At 67.5% G+C, this 13,737-nt stretch carries 13 protein-coding genes and 1 tRNA gene; 7 read left to right on the top strand and 7 right to left on the bottom strand.

The window, feature by feature from the left end; genetic code table 11:
* Nucleotides 1-11 precede the first annotated feature (11 nt).
* The gene (locus AT699_RS03640) at nucleotides 12-875 is read left to right on the top strand and encodes a LysR family transcriptional regulator (RefSeq protein WP_035183741.1); all 864 of its coding nucleotides are present in this window, start codon (nucleotides 12-14) and stop codon (nucleotides 873-875) included.
* A 51-nt stretch (nucleotides 876-926) separates the two neighbouring features.
* On the opposite strand, the gene AT699_RS03635 is transcribed toward AT699_RS03640, so the two are convergent.
* On the bottom strand, nucleotides 927-1,742 hold the full coding sequence (locus AT699_RS03635) for a ChbG/HpnK family deacetylase (protein WP_035183705.1): 816 nt from the start codon (nucleotides 1,740-1,742) through the stop codon (nucleotides 927-929).
* Between the two features lie 36 nt (nucleotides 1,743-1,778).
* On the opposite strand from AT699_RS03635, the gene AT699_RS03630 reads away from it, so the two are divergent.
* Nucleotides 1,779-2,174: a GtrA family protein gene (locus AT699_RS03630; protein WP_006388703.1), complete on the top strand. Its 396-nt coding sequence runs from the start codon at nucleotides 1,779-1,781 to the stop codon at nucleotides 2,172-2,174.
* Here AT699_RS03630 and AT699_RS03625 read toward each other — a convergent pair.
* Together AT699_RS03625 and AT699_RS03620 are read right to left on the bottom strand one after the other, a co-directional pair.
* Entirely contained in the window at nucleotides 2,131-3,720 is a 1,590-nt protein-coding gene (locus AT699_RS03625; RefSeq protein ID WP_006388702.1) for an ArnT family glycosyltransferase, read from the bottom strand. The two genes, AT699_RS03630 and AT699_RS03625, sit on opposite strands and share 44 nt — an antisense overlap.
* Nucleotides 3,720-4,772 carry a glycosyltransferase family 2 protein gene (locus tag AT699_RS03620; RefSeq protein WP_006388701.1) on the bottom strand — a complete coding sequence of 351 codons (1,053 nt, stop codon included), beginning with the start codon at nucleotides 4,770-4,772 and terminating at the stop codon, nucleotides 3,720-3,722. Before AT699_RS03620 ends, AT699_RS03625 begins: the two co-directional genes overlap by 1 nt.
* 268 nt (nucleotides 4,773-5,040) lie before the next feature.
* Between AT699_RS03620 and AT699_RS03615 the strand changes: the two genes are divergently transcribed.
* The 5 genes from AT699_RS03615 (at nucleotide 5,041) to AT699_RS03595 (ending at nucleotide 9,173) form a co-directional block, all read left to right on the top strand.
* Nucleotides 5,041-5,544 (top strand): GNAT family N-acetyltransferase, encoded by a 504-nt coding sequence (locus AT699_RS03615; protein WP_006388700.1) that lies wholly within the window; start codon nucleotides 5,041-5,043, stop codon nucleotides 5,542-5,544.
* Between the two features lie 148 nt (nucleotides 5,545-5,692).
* A complete protein-coding gene (gltS, locus tag AT699_RS03610) occupies nucleotides 5,693-6,901 on the top strand; it encodes a sodium/glutamate symporter (protein ID WP_024067725.1) in 1,209 nt (402 codons plus the stop codon).
* Nucleotides 6,898-8,400, top strand: a complete 1,503-nt coding sequence (locus AT699_RS03605; protein ID WP_026382468.1) for a TAXI family TRAP transporter solute-binding subunit — start codon at nucleotides 6,898-6,900, stop codon at nucleotides 8,398-8,400. The genes gltS and AT699_RS03605 overlap by 4 nt, the downstream gene beginning before the upstream one ends.
* A 42-nt stretch (nucleotides 8,401-8,442) precedes the next feature.
* On the top strand, nucleotides 8,443-8,706 hold the full coding sequence (locus AT699_RS03600; protein ID WP_006388697.1) for a hypothetical protein: 264 nt from the start codon (nucleotides 8,443-8,445) through the stop codon (nucleotides 8,704-8,706).
* A complete protein-coding gene (locus tag AT699_RS03595; RefSeq protein WP_006388696.1) occupies nucleotides 8,706-9,173 on the top strand; it encodes a YaiI/YqxD family protein in 468 nt (155 codons plus the stop codon). Before AT699_RS03600 ends, AT699_RS03595 begins: the two co-directional genes overlap by 1 nt.
* Nucleotides 9,174-9,200: 27 nt before the next feature.
* Here the strand turns inward: AT699_RS03595 and AT699_RS31390 are convergent, their stop codons facing one another.
* The 4 genes from AT699_RS31390 to AT699_RS03580 form a co-directional block, all read right to left on the bottom strand.
* Nucleotides 9,201-9,368, bottom strand: coding sequence for a hypothetical protein (locus AT699_RS31390; protein ID WP_006388695.1), 168 nt, complete (start codon nucleotides 9,366-9,368; stop codon nucleotides 9,201-9,203).
* Nucleotides 9,369-9,739: 371 nt separating this feature from the next.
* A tRNA-Val gene (locus tag AT699_RS03590) sits at nucleotides 9,740-9,814 on the bottom strand.
* 60 nt (nucleotides 9,815-9,874) lie between these two features.
* The gene (dnaQ, locus tag AT699_RS03585) at nucleotides 9,875-10,597 is read right to left on the bottom strand and encodes a DNA polymerase III subunit epsilon (protein WP_020925183.1); all 723 of its coding nucleotides are present in this window, start codon (nucleotides 10,595-10,597) and stop codon (nucleotides 9,875-9,877) included.
* 4 nt (nucleotides 10,598-10,601) lie between these two features.
* Nucleotides 10,602-13,718: an efflux RND transporter permease subunit gene (locus tag AT699_RS03580; protein ID WP_006388693.1), complete on the bottom strand. Its 3,117-nt coding sequence runs from the start codon at nucleotides 13,716-13,718 to the stop codon at nucleotides 10,602-10,604.
* Nucleotides 13,719-13,737: the final 19 nt, after the last annotated feature.

Genomic DNA, 13,737 nt, shown 5'->3' with positions numbered 1-13,737 from the left:
CGCCCGCCGCCATGCGCCACTCCCTGGAGTCCCTGGCCACCTTCGCCCAGGTGGCCGCCGAGGGCACGTTTTCGGCGGCGGCCCGCAAGCTGGGCAAGAGCCAGTCCACTGTCAGCGAGACCATCGCCAATTTGGAGGTCGACCTGAACGTGACGCTGTTCGACCGCAGCCAGCGCCAGCCGGCCTTGACCGAGGCCGGCCAGGTGCTGCTGGGCCAGGCCCTGCAGGTGCTGGCGGCCAACGACCGCCTGAACCGCAGCGCCAGCCAGCTGTCGGCGGGGCTGGAGCCGCGCCTGACCGTGGTGCTGTCGGATACGTTTCAGTCCGAAACCTTTGAGAACATGCTCAGCCAGATCGACCAGCGCTATCCGGCGTTGCGCTTCGAATGCCTGATCGCGGAATACGAGGACGTGGTGGCGCTGGTGCAGCAGGGCCGCGCCCACCTGGGGCTGATGGCGGCGCAGGAAAACTACCCGCCCGACATGGCTCACGCGACGCTGCGCGAGGCCTCGGAAATCGTGCTGTGCGTGGGCCGCGGCCATCCACTGGCGACCTTGTCCGGGGTGACCAAGGACCACCTGAAGACCGAACGTGAATTGCGCCTGAGCACCTACGAGCTGGACGACAAGGCCCCCGCGCCATCGCAGTCCACCTGGTCGGCGCCGGGCTATCTGATGTTGCTGGAAATGGCCACGCTGGGATTCGGCTGGGCGGAGTTGCCGCGCTGGATGCTGCACCGTTTCGGGCGCGGACAGCTGGTGGAACTGGCGGTGCCGGGCTGGCCGCGCCAGATCCGGGTCGACGCGGTGTGGTCGACGCGCCGTCCGCTGGGGCCGGCCGGCGCGTGGCTGCTGCAAAGCCTGACGCGGGCCTAGGGCCTGTTTACGCTGAAAGGCGCCTCGCAGGCGCAGCCAACTACCAGGGCGCTAGCGCGCCCCCGAGGGCAGGCGCGAGATGCGCACGCCGTTGGCGAGCATCCAGTCGCCCAGCTTGGGGCAGGCCAGCACGTCGTATTCGGCACGGCGCTGGCGCGCCATGGCGCTGCCGCCCCGGGCATCCTTGGCCGGGTGGCACATCAACAGGTCGCCATCGCGCGCGTTGAACAGCCAGTTCTGCAGCAGGTCGGCGTAGCGCCGGCGGCCTCCGTCGAAGCCATACACTCCCAGCAACCGGCGGTTGGTGCGCAGACCCTCGCGGTCAGCCCGGCGGCCCAGTTCCGCCGCGCCCAGCGCGCCGATGATGCGAGCCTTGATCGATTCCTTGAGGGGAATGCCGCAAAGCATGCCCGGCGCGGTCTGGCGCAGCCAGGGCCGGTGCGCGCCATAGCGCTGCTTGAGCGCCAGCAGCAGGCGATCACGCACCACCGGCAACTGGTGCACGTGCTGATGCCCGTCCACGTAATCCGGCGCGCGTCCGAATGCGGCCTCGAAGGCGTCGAACTGGCGCGCCAGGTGCAGGTCGACCCAGGCGGCGTCCAGCCGGCCGGTGTAGGCCCGCAGGATCAGCCGGGACAAAGACGGCAGGTCCGCATCGCCATCGCCCAGGCGTTCGGTCAGATTCACATGCAGGCCGAGATCGGCGTCCATCAACGCCAGCCGCGGCGCGTTGGCGACGAAGGTCGGGCCCAACGACAGGCAGCTGATGGCGCTCAGCCGACGCATGCCCGCCAACGCGATCATGCCTTCATCGATATCGGCATTCATGCCAAAATCATCACCGCAAACCACGATGCGCTTGGTCAAGTTCTCACCTCGCTTTCTTTCTTCGACACGCCCCACATGCGCGCCCTGCTTCAACAAGTCAGCCTGTTCATCGCCGTCGGATGCGCAGCGGCCGCCACCCACTGGGGCGTCGCGGTCGCCTGCGTCGAAGGCCTGGGCGCCGCTCCGCTCTTGGCCAACCTGCTCGGCTGGCTGGTGGCGTTCGTCGTTTCCTTCAGCGGACACTACCGGCTTACGTTCAGACATTCGAAAACACCCTGGACCATAGCAGTACGCCGTTTCTTCTTCATTTCAGCCGTCGGCTTCATCATCAATGAATCCGCTTACGCCTGGTTGCTGCGGGTAACGTCGGTTCCCTATGACGTGCTGCTGGCCCTGATCCTGATTGCGCTGGCGGTGGCCACCTTCATCACGAGCCGGCTGTGGGCGTTCCGCCACAGACCCGCTGCTTGAAGGCGGCATCCGACACGACCTGCCAGATCACGTATTTCACGCTGTTCGCGACCGGCTCCAGGCCCGCCAACGCCCGATAGGCGCCCGCGTCCGACCGTGTGCCCCAGACCCAGTAGCGCGCGCCTTCGGGCGCCGCGCACAGGCGGGACTGGAATTCCTGCGGACTGATCAACACTTGCCTGCCCACCTCGGGCTCGAACCTGGCCGCGTCGTAGAGTTCCTTGCGCCAGTTGTCGCGCACCGGCACTTCCGGATTGAGCCAGTCGTCCACCACCCAGGTTGGCCTGGGCGCCTGGGCGTACAGCGCCAGGTCGAACGGATAGGTGTGCAGCGACACATAGGTATCGCCGGGCTTGGCCAGCGGACGGATCGTCGCGGCCAGCGGGCCCGCGCTGCCGCGGGCCGAATGGGCGGCGATGCCGATGGCCAACACGCAGATCGCGGCGCCAACCCCGGCGCAGACGCGCACCAGGCGCGGCGCCAGGGCGTCGGCCTTGTCGCGGCTCGCGGCCACGATCACTTCGACCAGCAGGAAGGCAAGCGGCGGCACCGCCGGCAACACATAGCCCACCAGCTTGGAATTCGGCAGTGAAAAGAACCCCACCACCACCACGAACCATACCAGCGCCAGGCGCCGCAGATCGCGCTGCGGCCCCGCCGCCCAGAACGCCTTGCGCAGGATGCCGCCGCCCCACAGCGACCAGGGCAGGCTCAGTCCCACCACCACCGGCAGGTAGAACCAGAACGGCTGGGCGTTGTTGAAACCGGTGGCGGCGAAGCGCTGAAAATGCTGGTAGACGAAGAAATAGTCGTAGAAGCCCGGATAGCGGACCTGCATCAGGACGAACCACGGCATGGCGACCGCCGCGAACACCAGCAGCGCGGGCGGCCACAACAGCGCCCCGAGCGCGCGCCAGCGGCGCCCCCAGACCAGCCAGATGAAGAGGATGGCGCCGGGCAGAACCAGACCGATCAGCCCCTTGGCCAGCACCGCCAGGGCCGCCAGCGCGGCGGCGGCGAGCGACATCCACCGATAGGCCTGGCCGCGCTCCAGGCGCAGCACGGTGTCGGCCGCGGCCAGCACGCACAGGGTGATCATGCCGGCCACCAGCATGTCGAGATTGGCGAACTGCGCGCCGCCGTAGAAGAAAGGCAGGGTCGCCAGCGCCAGCACGGTCAGCGTCGCGGTGGCGGCATCGCGATAGCGCCGCAGGAAACCATACAGCGCGGCGGCGGCGGTCCATGCCGCCAGCAGCGACGGCAGGCGCGCGGCAAAGGGATGCACGCCGAACACCGTGAACGACAGTTCGGTCAACCAGTAATACAGCGGCGGCTTGTGGAAATAAGGCATGCCGTCGAGCAACGGCACGGCGTGCGAACCGCTGCGCAGCATGTCCCAGGCGACACCGGCATATCGGCCTTCGTCAGGCAGCGTCAGCGGCCGCACCCAGGCCAGGAACGCCAGCCAGACGCCGACCGCGAGCAGGAACCATCCCGCCGGCGGGATCCAATCGGAACGCGCCGGCCGTTGCATCGCGGCGGCCATCAGGATGCGACCTTGTCAGAATGGGAGGCTCGCCCCTGGCGGCGGCGCACCACGAACAACGGCCGTCCCTTGACCTCGTCGAAGATGCGCGACACGTACTCGCCCACCACGCCAAGCGAGATCAGGTTGACGCCGGCGAAGAACAGCACGGCCGTCACGATGGTGGTCCAGCCCGACACGGCATTGCCGGAGACCAGGTAATCGATCACGAGATAGCTCGCATAGGCCATTGCCAGCACCGCGAACAGCACGCCCACCAGGCTGACCAGGCGCAGCGGCCAGGTCGTGAACGCCGTCAATCCATCCAGCGCGAGGCGCGCCAGTCGCATGCCCCCGAAACGGCTGTCGCCATGCATGCGCTCGTCGGGCGTATAGGGCAGCGCTTCACCCTTGAAACCGACCCAGGCGTACAGGCCTTTCATGAAACGGGTGCGCTCGGGCAGCGCGTTCAGCGCGTCCACCACGTTGCGGCTCATGAGACGGAAGTCGCCGGCGTGGGCCGGCACCTCGACACCGCGGGCGCCGCTGAGCAACTTGTAGAACCAGCGGGCGCCGGTGCGCTTGAGCCAGGATTCGTCGGCGCGGGTCTCGCGCACGGCATAGACCATTTCGGCGCCGGCGGCCCAGCGCGCCAGCATCTGCTCGATCAGGGCCGGCGGATGCTGCATGTCGGCGTCCAGGCAGATGATGGCGTCGCCCGTGGCGCTTTCCAGGCCGGCGCTGAGCGCGGCCTCCTTGCCGAAATTGCGCGACAGCTGCACGTAGCGGAAGCCATCGTATTGGGTCCATTCAGCCATCAGGGCCTCGGTGCCGTCGGTGCTGCCGTCGTCGGCCACGATGATTTCCCAGCCGGTGCACAGGGCCGCCAGCCGGCTGCGCAGCAACGGCAACAGCACGCGCAGGTTCTCGCATTCATTCAGGCAGGGAATGACGCAGGTGACGCAGGCGTCGTAAGGCACGTTGGCAGCGGCCGTGCGCCAGATCGCTTCCACGGGAAGCGCTTTGGCCAGGACTTGCTGCCCCATGGGCTCGGACCGGAATTGAATGTGCATAAGGTTCTGGAACTGGAATGCGGGACGTTATGCCGGGCAGTATGCGCAAGCCCTCGTCGAATTTTCATGAAATGCTTCCGGTATCGGACTCGTCGCAATCGAGGCGATTCTAGGCAGGCATGCAGCCAAATGTATGAAGCGCCGTTTAGGCTCCGTAAACCTCTGTCCCCGATTTGTGAAAGGGCGTAAAGCGGCCCCGGCCGCGGCATCGGTAAAATGCGCGAAGCTCTTGTTTTCAAAGGTGGTTATGCAATATCGAGTCCGCCCCATGCTGGCCGGCGACATGGACGGCATCCTGGCAATCCAGGCCGGCGCCTATCCGGGTTTCCTGCTGGAGAGCGCTGATTTCTTCCTGAACCGGCTGACGCTGGCGCCAGCCCATTGCTGGGTGGCGCAGGCCGACACGATGCCGGATTCCCCGCACCTGCTCGGCTATCTGGTGTCGTACCCGTGGGACGCCGGCCTGCCGCCCACGCTGGACGCTCCGCTTGCCGCCCTGCCCGAGCGTCCGGACCACTGGTTCCTGCACGATTGCGCGGTGGCGCCCTCGGCCCAGGGGCTGGGCGTGGGACAGGCGCTGTTGCGCACGGCCGCCGGCCATGCCGCGCAAACCGGGTTGCAACGCGCCAGCCTGGTGTCGCTGGGTTCGGCGGTCGGTTATTGGACGCGGCATGGCTACGCGCCCGTCCCGGCCGGCGGCCGCGAACTGGCCGACAAACTCGAGGGCTACGGGCCCCAGGCCAGCTACATGGCGCGCGCCTTTCCGCTCTGACCGGCGCGGCACGCCCCGCCTTCGTTCGTTGCCGCGCGCATGCCGCGCCGCCGGCGTCCCGTTAAGATGGGAACGCAATCCCGGAAAGACATGGCGGCAACGGTTTCCACAGCCTGACTTCGCTGCGCCCGCGGGCGCGAAGGTTTCCATGATTTCACTCTCGCCCGTCCAATCCCTGCTGGCCTGCTGCCTGGTGCTGGCCATCGGCCGCGTCCTGACCACCCGCATCGGCGTGCTGGCGCGCTACAGCATTCCGGACCCGATCGTCGGCGGCCTGCTGTTCGCGATCGGCGCCTATGCGCTGTCGACCCGGGGCGGCCATGCCGTTTCCCTGGAAACCAGCATCAAGCCGACCCTGTTGCTGCTGTTCTTCGGTTGCATCGGCCTGACGGCGAACCTGAAACTGCTGGCCAAGGGCGGCCCGCGGCTGATCGCCTTCCTGCTGGCGCTGATCCCGTTCCTGGTGCTGCAGAACGCAGTCGGGCTGGGCATGGCCTGGCTGCTGGACATGCATCCGCTGATGGGGCTGCTGGGCGGCACCATCACGCTGGTCGGCGGCCACGGCACGGGCGCGGCCTACGCCACCCGCTTTGCGGACGTCAACAATATCCAGGACGTGATGGCGCTGGCCATGACCGCGGCGACGATAGGATTGGTGCTGGGCGGCGTGGTCGGCGGCCCCGTGGCGGAATGGCTGATGCGCCGCCACAAGCTGGCCGGCAGCCTGGATCGCCAATCGGCGGCGGGCCACGAGGCGCCGGACCTGAGCGAAGCGCAGGCGCCGTCGACGGCCGCCTCGTTCATCACCTCGATGACCGCCGCCTTCGTCTGCCTGGTGGCGGGCGGCTACCTGGCCACGCTGGTGGAAGGCGCGCCGGTGAGCCTGCCCAACTTCCTCTGGTGCCTGGCGACCGGCGTGCTGATCCGCAATGGCGGCGAACGTCTGGGCCTGAAACTGGACGACCGCGCCACCGAGATCATCGGCACCATCACCCTGTCGCTGTTCCTGGCCATGACCATGATGACGCTGGACCTGACCAGCGTGGCGCGCCTGGCCGGGCCCCTGGCGCTGATCCTGGCGGTGCAGACGCTGTTCTGCGCGCTGTATTCGGCCTGGGTGGTGTTCCGCCTGCTCAAGAGCGACTACGAGGCCGCCATCATGTCGGCCGCCTTCTGCGGCTTCTCGCTGGGCGCCACCGCCACCGCCATCGCCAACATGCAGGCGCTGACGCGGCGCCATGGCCCCGCGCCGCAAGCCTTCATCGTGGTGCCGGTGACCGGCGCATTCCTGGTGGACATCCTCAACGTGATCGTGCTGACCTCGTTGATCTCGCTGCCGTTCGTGGGAGGAATGTGACCATGCTCAAGCGCATCCTCCTTATGGCCCTGTGCCTGCTCGTGGCAGCCTGCGGCCGCGCGCCCGATACCGACGCGCTGCGCGCCGACGTCGAACGCGGCCTGGCCGCCACCTACGGCGCGGGCCTGTTCCGCATCGACCAGCTCAAGAGAATGGGCTCCGCCACCGACAGCAGCGCTCCGGCAGGCGAAACCCGCCGCGTGGTCTATTACGACCTGCGGCTGGAAGTGACCCGCGACATCGCGCTCGGCGCCTGGGACCAACCCGGCGCCGCCGCCCTGGTAACGCTGCTGGGCGCGGGCCCGCGCAGCATCAGCGGCGTGAAATCCAGCGGCAACCAGGCTGGCGACCAGATCGTGGCGCATGCCAGCGCCATCTACCGCAAGGAAGGCGAAGGCTGGACGCTGGTGACCCCCGCCGGCTTCAAGGCCGCCGAGGCGCCCTCATTGGACACCGGCGCGCCGCCGCCCGTGACGCAGCGGCTGCTGGACACGCTCGACCAGATCACCCATTCGGTTGCCTACAGCGCCTCCAGCACCGCGCAGCACGTGGTGCAACAGGAACTGGAACGCTCGGTCGCCCGCATCAATGGCCGGCTGGCGCGCATGCAGCAGGGCTATCCGCTGGCCGGCGGACCGGACCGGGGCGAGTACGTCACCTTCGCGCGCGCGCTGGGCGCGGTGGGCCAGGCGCGCCAGATCCGCGTCACGCCGCTGATCACCGGCGGCGGCGCCGAGAACATCGCCCTGCTGCGCAGCGGCGACGCCGTGGTCGGGCTGGCCCAGGGCGATACCGCCAAGCTGGCGTACGAGGGCCGCGGTCCGTTCGCGTCGCAAGGGCCGTTCGCCGGCCTGCGGGCGCTGGGCAGCCTCTATCCCGAAATGGTGCATATCGTCGTGCGCGACGACGCCAAGCTGCGCGGCGTGCGCGACCTCAAGGGCAAGAAGATCGCGCTCGGCGCGCAGGGTTCGGCGGTGCGGGCCACGCTGGAAGCGGTGCTGGCGGCGCATGGGCTGCAGCCTGGACGCGACTACGAGGCGGTTCCCACGCCCTTCACGGCTTCGCTGCCGGCGCTCAATGCCGGCCTGATCGACGCCGCGGCGCAGGTGATCGGCATTCCCGCCACGCCCCTGCGCGACGCCCTGACGCAGGCCCACCTGAAACTGCTGCCGCTCGATCCGGCCGCGGTCAAGACGCTGGCCGCCCAGGACAACGCGCTGATGCCCCTGGAAATCGCGGCGGGCACCTATCCGAACCAATCGGAACCGGTCGCCACCATCGGCACCGCGGCGCTGCTGCTGACCACGTCCGACCTGACGCGCGATGAGGCCCTGCAGGTGGTGCGGGCGGTCTACCAGACCGGCCAGGACCTGCTGGCCGCCGGCTCGGCCCAGGGCGCCCAGGTCAACATCGCCAACGCCCGGCGTGGCCTGACCGTGCCGTTGCACGACGGCGCCGAGGAAGGCCTGGCCGCGCTGGAGAACGCAAAACCCCGCTGACCGCGCTTGCGCTTATGATGGCGCTCCCAATCAGGAATATTCATGAACAAATTCGATCTGCAGAAGAACCAGGCGCTGAAACTGGCCGGCCAACTCAAGCAAGCCGGCACGCCCGACCGCTTCGGCGCCGCCTCGCAAGTGCCCGACCGCCGCGAGCAGCGCAAGCTCGACCAGGCCGCCGGCCTGGTGCCGTTTCCGCTGAAGCTGTCGCAGGCGCAGGCGGACCAGCTGCGCGCGGCCGCCGCCGAACGCGGCCTGAGCACCAACGACATCATCGCCGAAGCCTTGCAGAAGGCCCTCGGCTGATGCATATCTGGGTCGACGCCGACGCCTGCCCCGGGGTCATCAAGGACATCCTGTTCCGCGCCGCGCAGCGCTGGCAGGTGCCGGTGACCCTGGTGGCGAACCAGGCGCTGCATACGCCGCCTTCGCCACTGATCCGGGCGGTGCAGGTGCCGCGCGGCTTCGACGTGGCCGACGCTCACATCGCCGAACGCGCGGTGGCCGGCGACCTGGTGATCACCGGCGACATCCCGCTGGCGGCGCAGGTGCTGGAAAAAGGCGCCATGGCGCTGAACCCGCGCGGCGAACGCTATTCGCCCGAGACCATCCGTGAACGGCTGGCGCTGCGGGACATGATGGAGGAATTGCGCGCGAGCGGCGTGGACACGGGCGGACCGTCTTCGTTCAGCCAATCCGACCGCAAGGCCTTCGCCAACCAGCTCGACACCCTGCTGGCGCGCGCGGCGCGGCTGGCCGCGCCCAAGGCCTGAACGACGCGGGCAATGCGCCCGGCCGCGTCAATAGAACGTGATGTACGCCTTATAGATGATGGTGCCGATGGCCGTGATAAGGCCGATGCCCATCAGCCCCATGCCGATGTTGCGATCCCGCAGCCCAAACCCGAGCAGCATGAGCGCCACGCCCGTGACGATGATGATCAACATGGTGTTGGTGCTGGGGTGCATGAAGGTCTCCCGGTAAACGACGCGTTTCGCGTCTCAGTCTGCGTTTGCCTTTGCTCTTGCTTTTGCATCCACATCCGGTTGCCGCGGCCCGGCCACGCGCTTTGGGTCGAGCTTAGGGTCGAGCTTTGGACCGAGCTTTGGGCCGAAATTGCGACTTCAGATTTCATCATAGACAACCCGGGGCACGATGGCGCGCAAATCCGGCGGTCGCGCTTGCGGCATATCAAGGCCGCGCGCAAAACAAAAAAGCCAACCGGCTAAGGTTGGCTTCATTGTCGCTCGGGTTTGCGTCTTTGCTTGCGCAAAGCGCTTGCACCGGCTCGAGTCGCGACTGCCGGCTTTTCAGCCTGACGGCGCTCTTCGAGGGTCTTTGGTGGGTAGTACTGGGTTCGAACCAGTGACCCCTGCCGTGTGAAGGCAGTGCTCTACCACTGAGCTAACCACCCCGAAAGAGGCGAAATATTAGCACGCTTTTTTGAAAGTGTGCAAGTCGCCTCGAAAAAACTTCAAGCGGCCGCCACCGGCGCGTCCAGCTTGCGCCACACGCATTCGCCGCCAACCGACTTGTCCAGCGCCGCCAGGTAGGTTTCGTGCTCGGCCAGTTCGGCTTCGCTGGCCTTCACCACCGGCAGGCCGGAGGCGTCGAACCTGGCCAGCACCACGCCGCCGCCCGCGCCCGAGTCGTTGTCGTCGACGTCGATCAGCAGCGCATCCTGGCCGCGGGTCATGGCCAGCCAGACTTCCGCCAGCAGTTGCGAGTCGAGCAACGCGCCGTGCAGCGTGCGGTGCGCGTTGGAGATGCCGAAGCGGTCGCACAGCGCGTCCAGCGAGTTGCGCTTGCCCGGGAACAGCGAACGCGCGTGCAACAGCGAATCGGTGACCGTCGCGCAGTATTCGGTGATCGGGCCGCGGCCGGTCTTGGCCAGCTCGGCGTTGAAGAACTTCACGTCGAACGCCGCGTTGTGCGCGATCAGTTCGGCGCCCTGGATGAACTTGACGAACTCGTCGGCCACTTCCGCAAAGCGCGGCTTGTCGGACAGGAACTCGGTGGTCAGGCCGTGCACCGCCAGCGCCTCGGGGTCGCTGTCGCGGTCCGGGTTCAGGTAGATGTGCAGGTTGTTGCCGGTGGCCATCCGGTTGACCAGTTCGACGCAGCCGATTTCGACGATGCGGTGTCCCTGGGCGGGATCCAGCCCGGTGGTTTCAGTGTCAAAGATGATCTGGCGCATAAAGCTATTCCGACGCTTGGGCCGCTGGCGCCGACGGCGCCTGGCCATCCGCCGGGCCGGCCGGGGGATGCGTTGCGCTGCCGGCCGGGCCGGGTTTCCTGCGTGCGGTGGCGATCAGGGTGTAGGCCACCGGCACGACGAACAAGGTCAATAGTGTACCCAGCATCAGCCCGCCCACCAGGACCCAGCCGATCTGCTGGCGCGATTCGGCGCCCGCGCCCGACGACAGCGCCAGCGGCACGGTGCCCAGCACCATGGCGCCGGTGGTCATCAGGATCGGCCGCAGGCGCAGCACACTGGCCTCGGTGACGGCCTCGAACAGGGCCTTGCCCTCGTCTCGCAGCTGGTTGGTGAATTCGACGATCAGGATGCCGTGCTTGGTGATCAGGCCCACCAGCGTGATCAGGCCGATCTGGCTGTAGATCGACAGCGTGCCGCCCGTCAGCCACAGCGCCAGCAGCGCGCCGGTCATCGACAGCGGCACCGACAGCATGATGATGAAGGGGTTGCGCCAGCTTTCGAACTGGGCAGCCAGCACCAGGTAGATGAAGGCCAGCGCCATGGCGAACACCAGGTAGATGCTGCCTGACGAATCGCGGAACTCGCGCGACTGGCCGTCCAGGTCCGTCACCACCGTATTGGGCAGCACGTCGCGCGCCACCTGGTGCATGTGGGTCAGCACCTCGCCCAACGCATAGCCCGGCGCCACGGCGGCGTCGATCTTGACCGCGCGCAGGCGGTTGAAGTGGTTCAGCGACTGCGGCGACACGCCTTCGTGCACAGCCACCAGGTTGTCCAGCTGCACCATGCTGCCGTCACGCGCCCGCACGTGGATGCCGGAAATGTCGGTGGGGGTGGCGCGGTCGCGCGGCGTGACCTGCACGATCACGTCGTACTGCTCGCCCTGGTCCTTGTAGCGGGTCACCTGGCGTCCGCCCAGCATCGATTCGAGGGTGCGACCCACGGTGTCGACGTTGGTGCCGACGTCGGCCATCTTGTCTCGGTCCACCCGCACTCGCAACTCGGGCGTGTTCAGGCGCAGGTCGGTGTCCAGGTTGAGCAGGCCGGGATACTTGCGCAGTTCCGTCAGGAACACCTCGGTCAGGCGCGCCAGTTCCTCGTAGGAGGCCTGGCTCATGATGATGAATTCCACCGGTTTGGAACGCGCCGACTGGCCCAGCGACGGCGGATTGGTCGGGAACGCCCGCACCCCCGGCAGCGACGAGAACAACGGTTGCAGTTCCTGGGTGATGGCCTGCTGGCGGCGGCCGCGCTCCTCCCAGGGCTTGAGGCGCAGGATCGCGGTGCCGTCGGTGACCGTGGGAAAACCGACGGTGACCTGGCTGCCGCTGGCCTCGGGAATGGCGGCGTAGAACTTCTCGATGCCGAGCATGCTGTCGAGCGTGTAGTTCAGCGTCGCGCCTTCCGGCGAACTGACGATGCCGAACACGACGCCGCGGTCCTCGACCGGCGCCAGCTCGCTCTTGACCACCTTGAACAGCACGCCGCTGGCCGCCGCCACCGCGATGCCGATCGCCACCACCAGCCAGCGATGGCGCAGCGCCAGCGCCAGTGTCCGCCGGTAGCCATTGCTCATGGCGTCGAGCCAGCCTTCGATCAGGTTGTACCAGCGGCTGTGGCTGCTCTGGTGGCGCAGCAGCACCGAGCACATCATGGGCGTCAGCGTCAGCGCCACGAAGCCGGACACCAGCACCGCGCCGGCCAGCGCCAGCGCGAACTCGATGAACAGCCGCCCGGTGCGGCCGGTGGCAAAGGCCAGCGGCGCGTACACCGTCACCAGGGTCATGGTCATGGCCACCACGGCGAAGCCGATCTCGCGCGAGCCGCGCAGCGCCGCTTCCTTGCGCGGCATGCCGTCCTCGATGTGGCGGAAGATGTTCTCCAGCACCACGATGGCATCGTCCACCACCAAACCGATGGCCAGCACCATGGCCAGCAGCGTCAGCGTGTTGATCGAGAAGCCGAACAGGTACATCAGCGCGCATGCGCCCACCAGCGACACCGGGATGGTGACGATGGGAATGATGCTGGCGCGCAGATTGCGCAGGAAGAAGAAGATCACCAGCACCACCAGGACGATGGCTTCGCCGATGGTGTGGAACACCGAGTCGATGGAGCGCTCGATGAACACCGACGAGTCGTAGGCGATGGTCAGCTTCATGCCCGCGGGCAGGTTCTCGTTCAGCCGCGCCACTTCCTCGCGCGCCGCCTTGGACAGCTCCAGCGGGTTGGCGGTGGACTGGCGCGTGACCCCGATGTTGATGGCCGGCTTGCCGTTGAAGCGCGACAGGATGCGGTCGTTGGCGGCCCCGATCTCCACCTTGGACACGTCCCGCAGCCGCACCGGATAACCCTTCACGTTGGCGACGATGACGTTCTCGAACTGCGCCGGGGTCTGCAAGTCGGTGGACGACACCACCGAAAACTCGCGCGCCCGCGACTCGATGCGGCCGGCCGGGATCTCCACGTTCTGGCTGCGCAGCGCCGACTCGACGTCCTGCACCGTGAGGCCGTAGGCCGCGAGCTTGTCGCGGTCGACGTAGATGCGCATGGACGGCAGCCGTTCGCCGAACACGCGCACCTCGGCCGCGCCGGGCAGCACCGACAGGCGGGTCTTGATGTAGCGGTTGATGTAGTCGGAAGTCTGGATGGCCGAATACGAACCGGACTCGACCGCGATGTAGATGATGGGCTGCGAATCCGCCTCGACCTTGCCGATGATGGGCTCGTCGATCTCGTCGGGCAGGAAACGGCGCGCGCGCGAGACCTTGTCGCGCACTTCGGCCGCCGCCGCGTCCGGATTGCGCGACAGGTTGAACTTGATGTTGATCAGGCTGCGCTCGGAGCGGCTGCGCGAGGTCATCACGTCCACGCCCTCGATGCCGGCCAGCTGGTCTTCCAGCGGCTTGGTCACCTGCGACTCGATCACCTCGGGCGAGGCGCCCTTGTAGGTCGTGTCCACCGACACGATGGGCTCGTCGATCTTGGGATATTCCCGCACCGTCAGGCGCGAATACGAGATCAGGCCGATCAGCACGATGACCAGTGACAGCACCGATGCGAACACCGGCCGCTGGATACAGGTTTCCGAAATGCGCATGAAGGCCGCCGCTCGCTGG

Source organism: Achromobacter xylosoxidans, assembly GCF_001457475.1.
Taxonomy (GTDB): domain Bacteria; phylum Pseudomonadota; class Gammaproteobacteria; order Burkholderiales; family Burkholderiaceae_B; genus Achromobacter; species Achromobacter xylosoxidans.
Note: the sequence above shows the minus strand (reverse complement) of the source record. Positions and strands in the feature narration are given on the sequence as shown.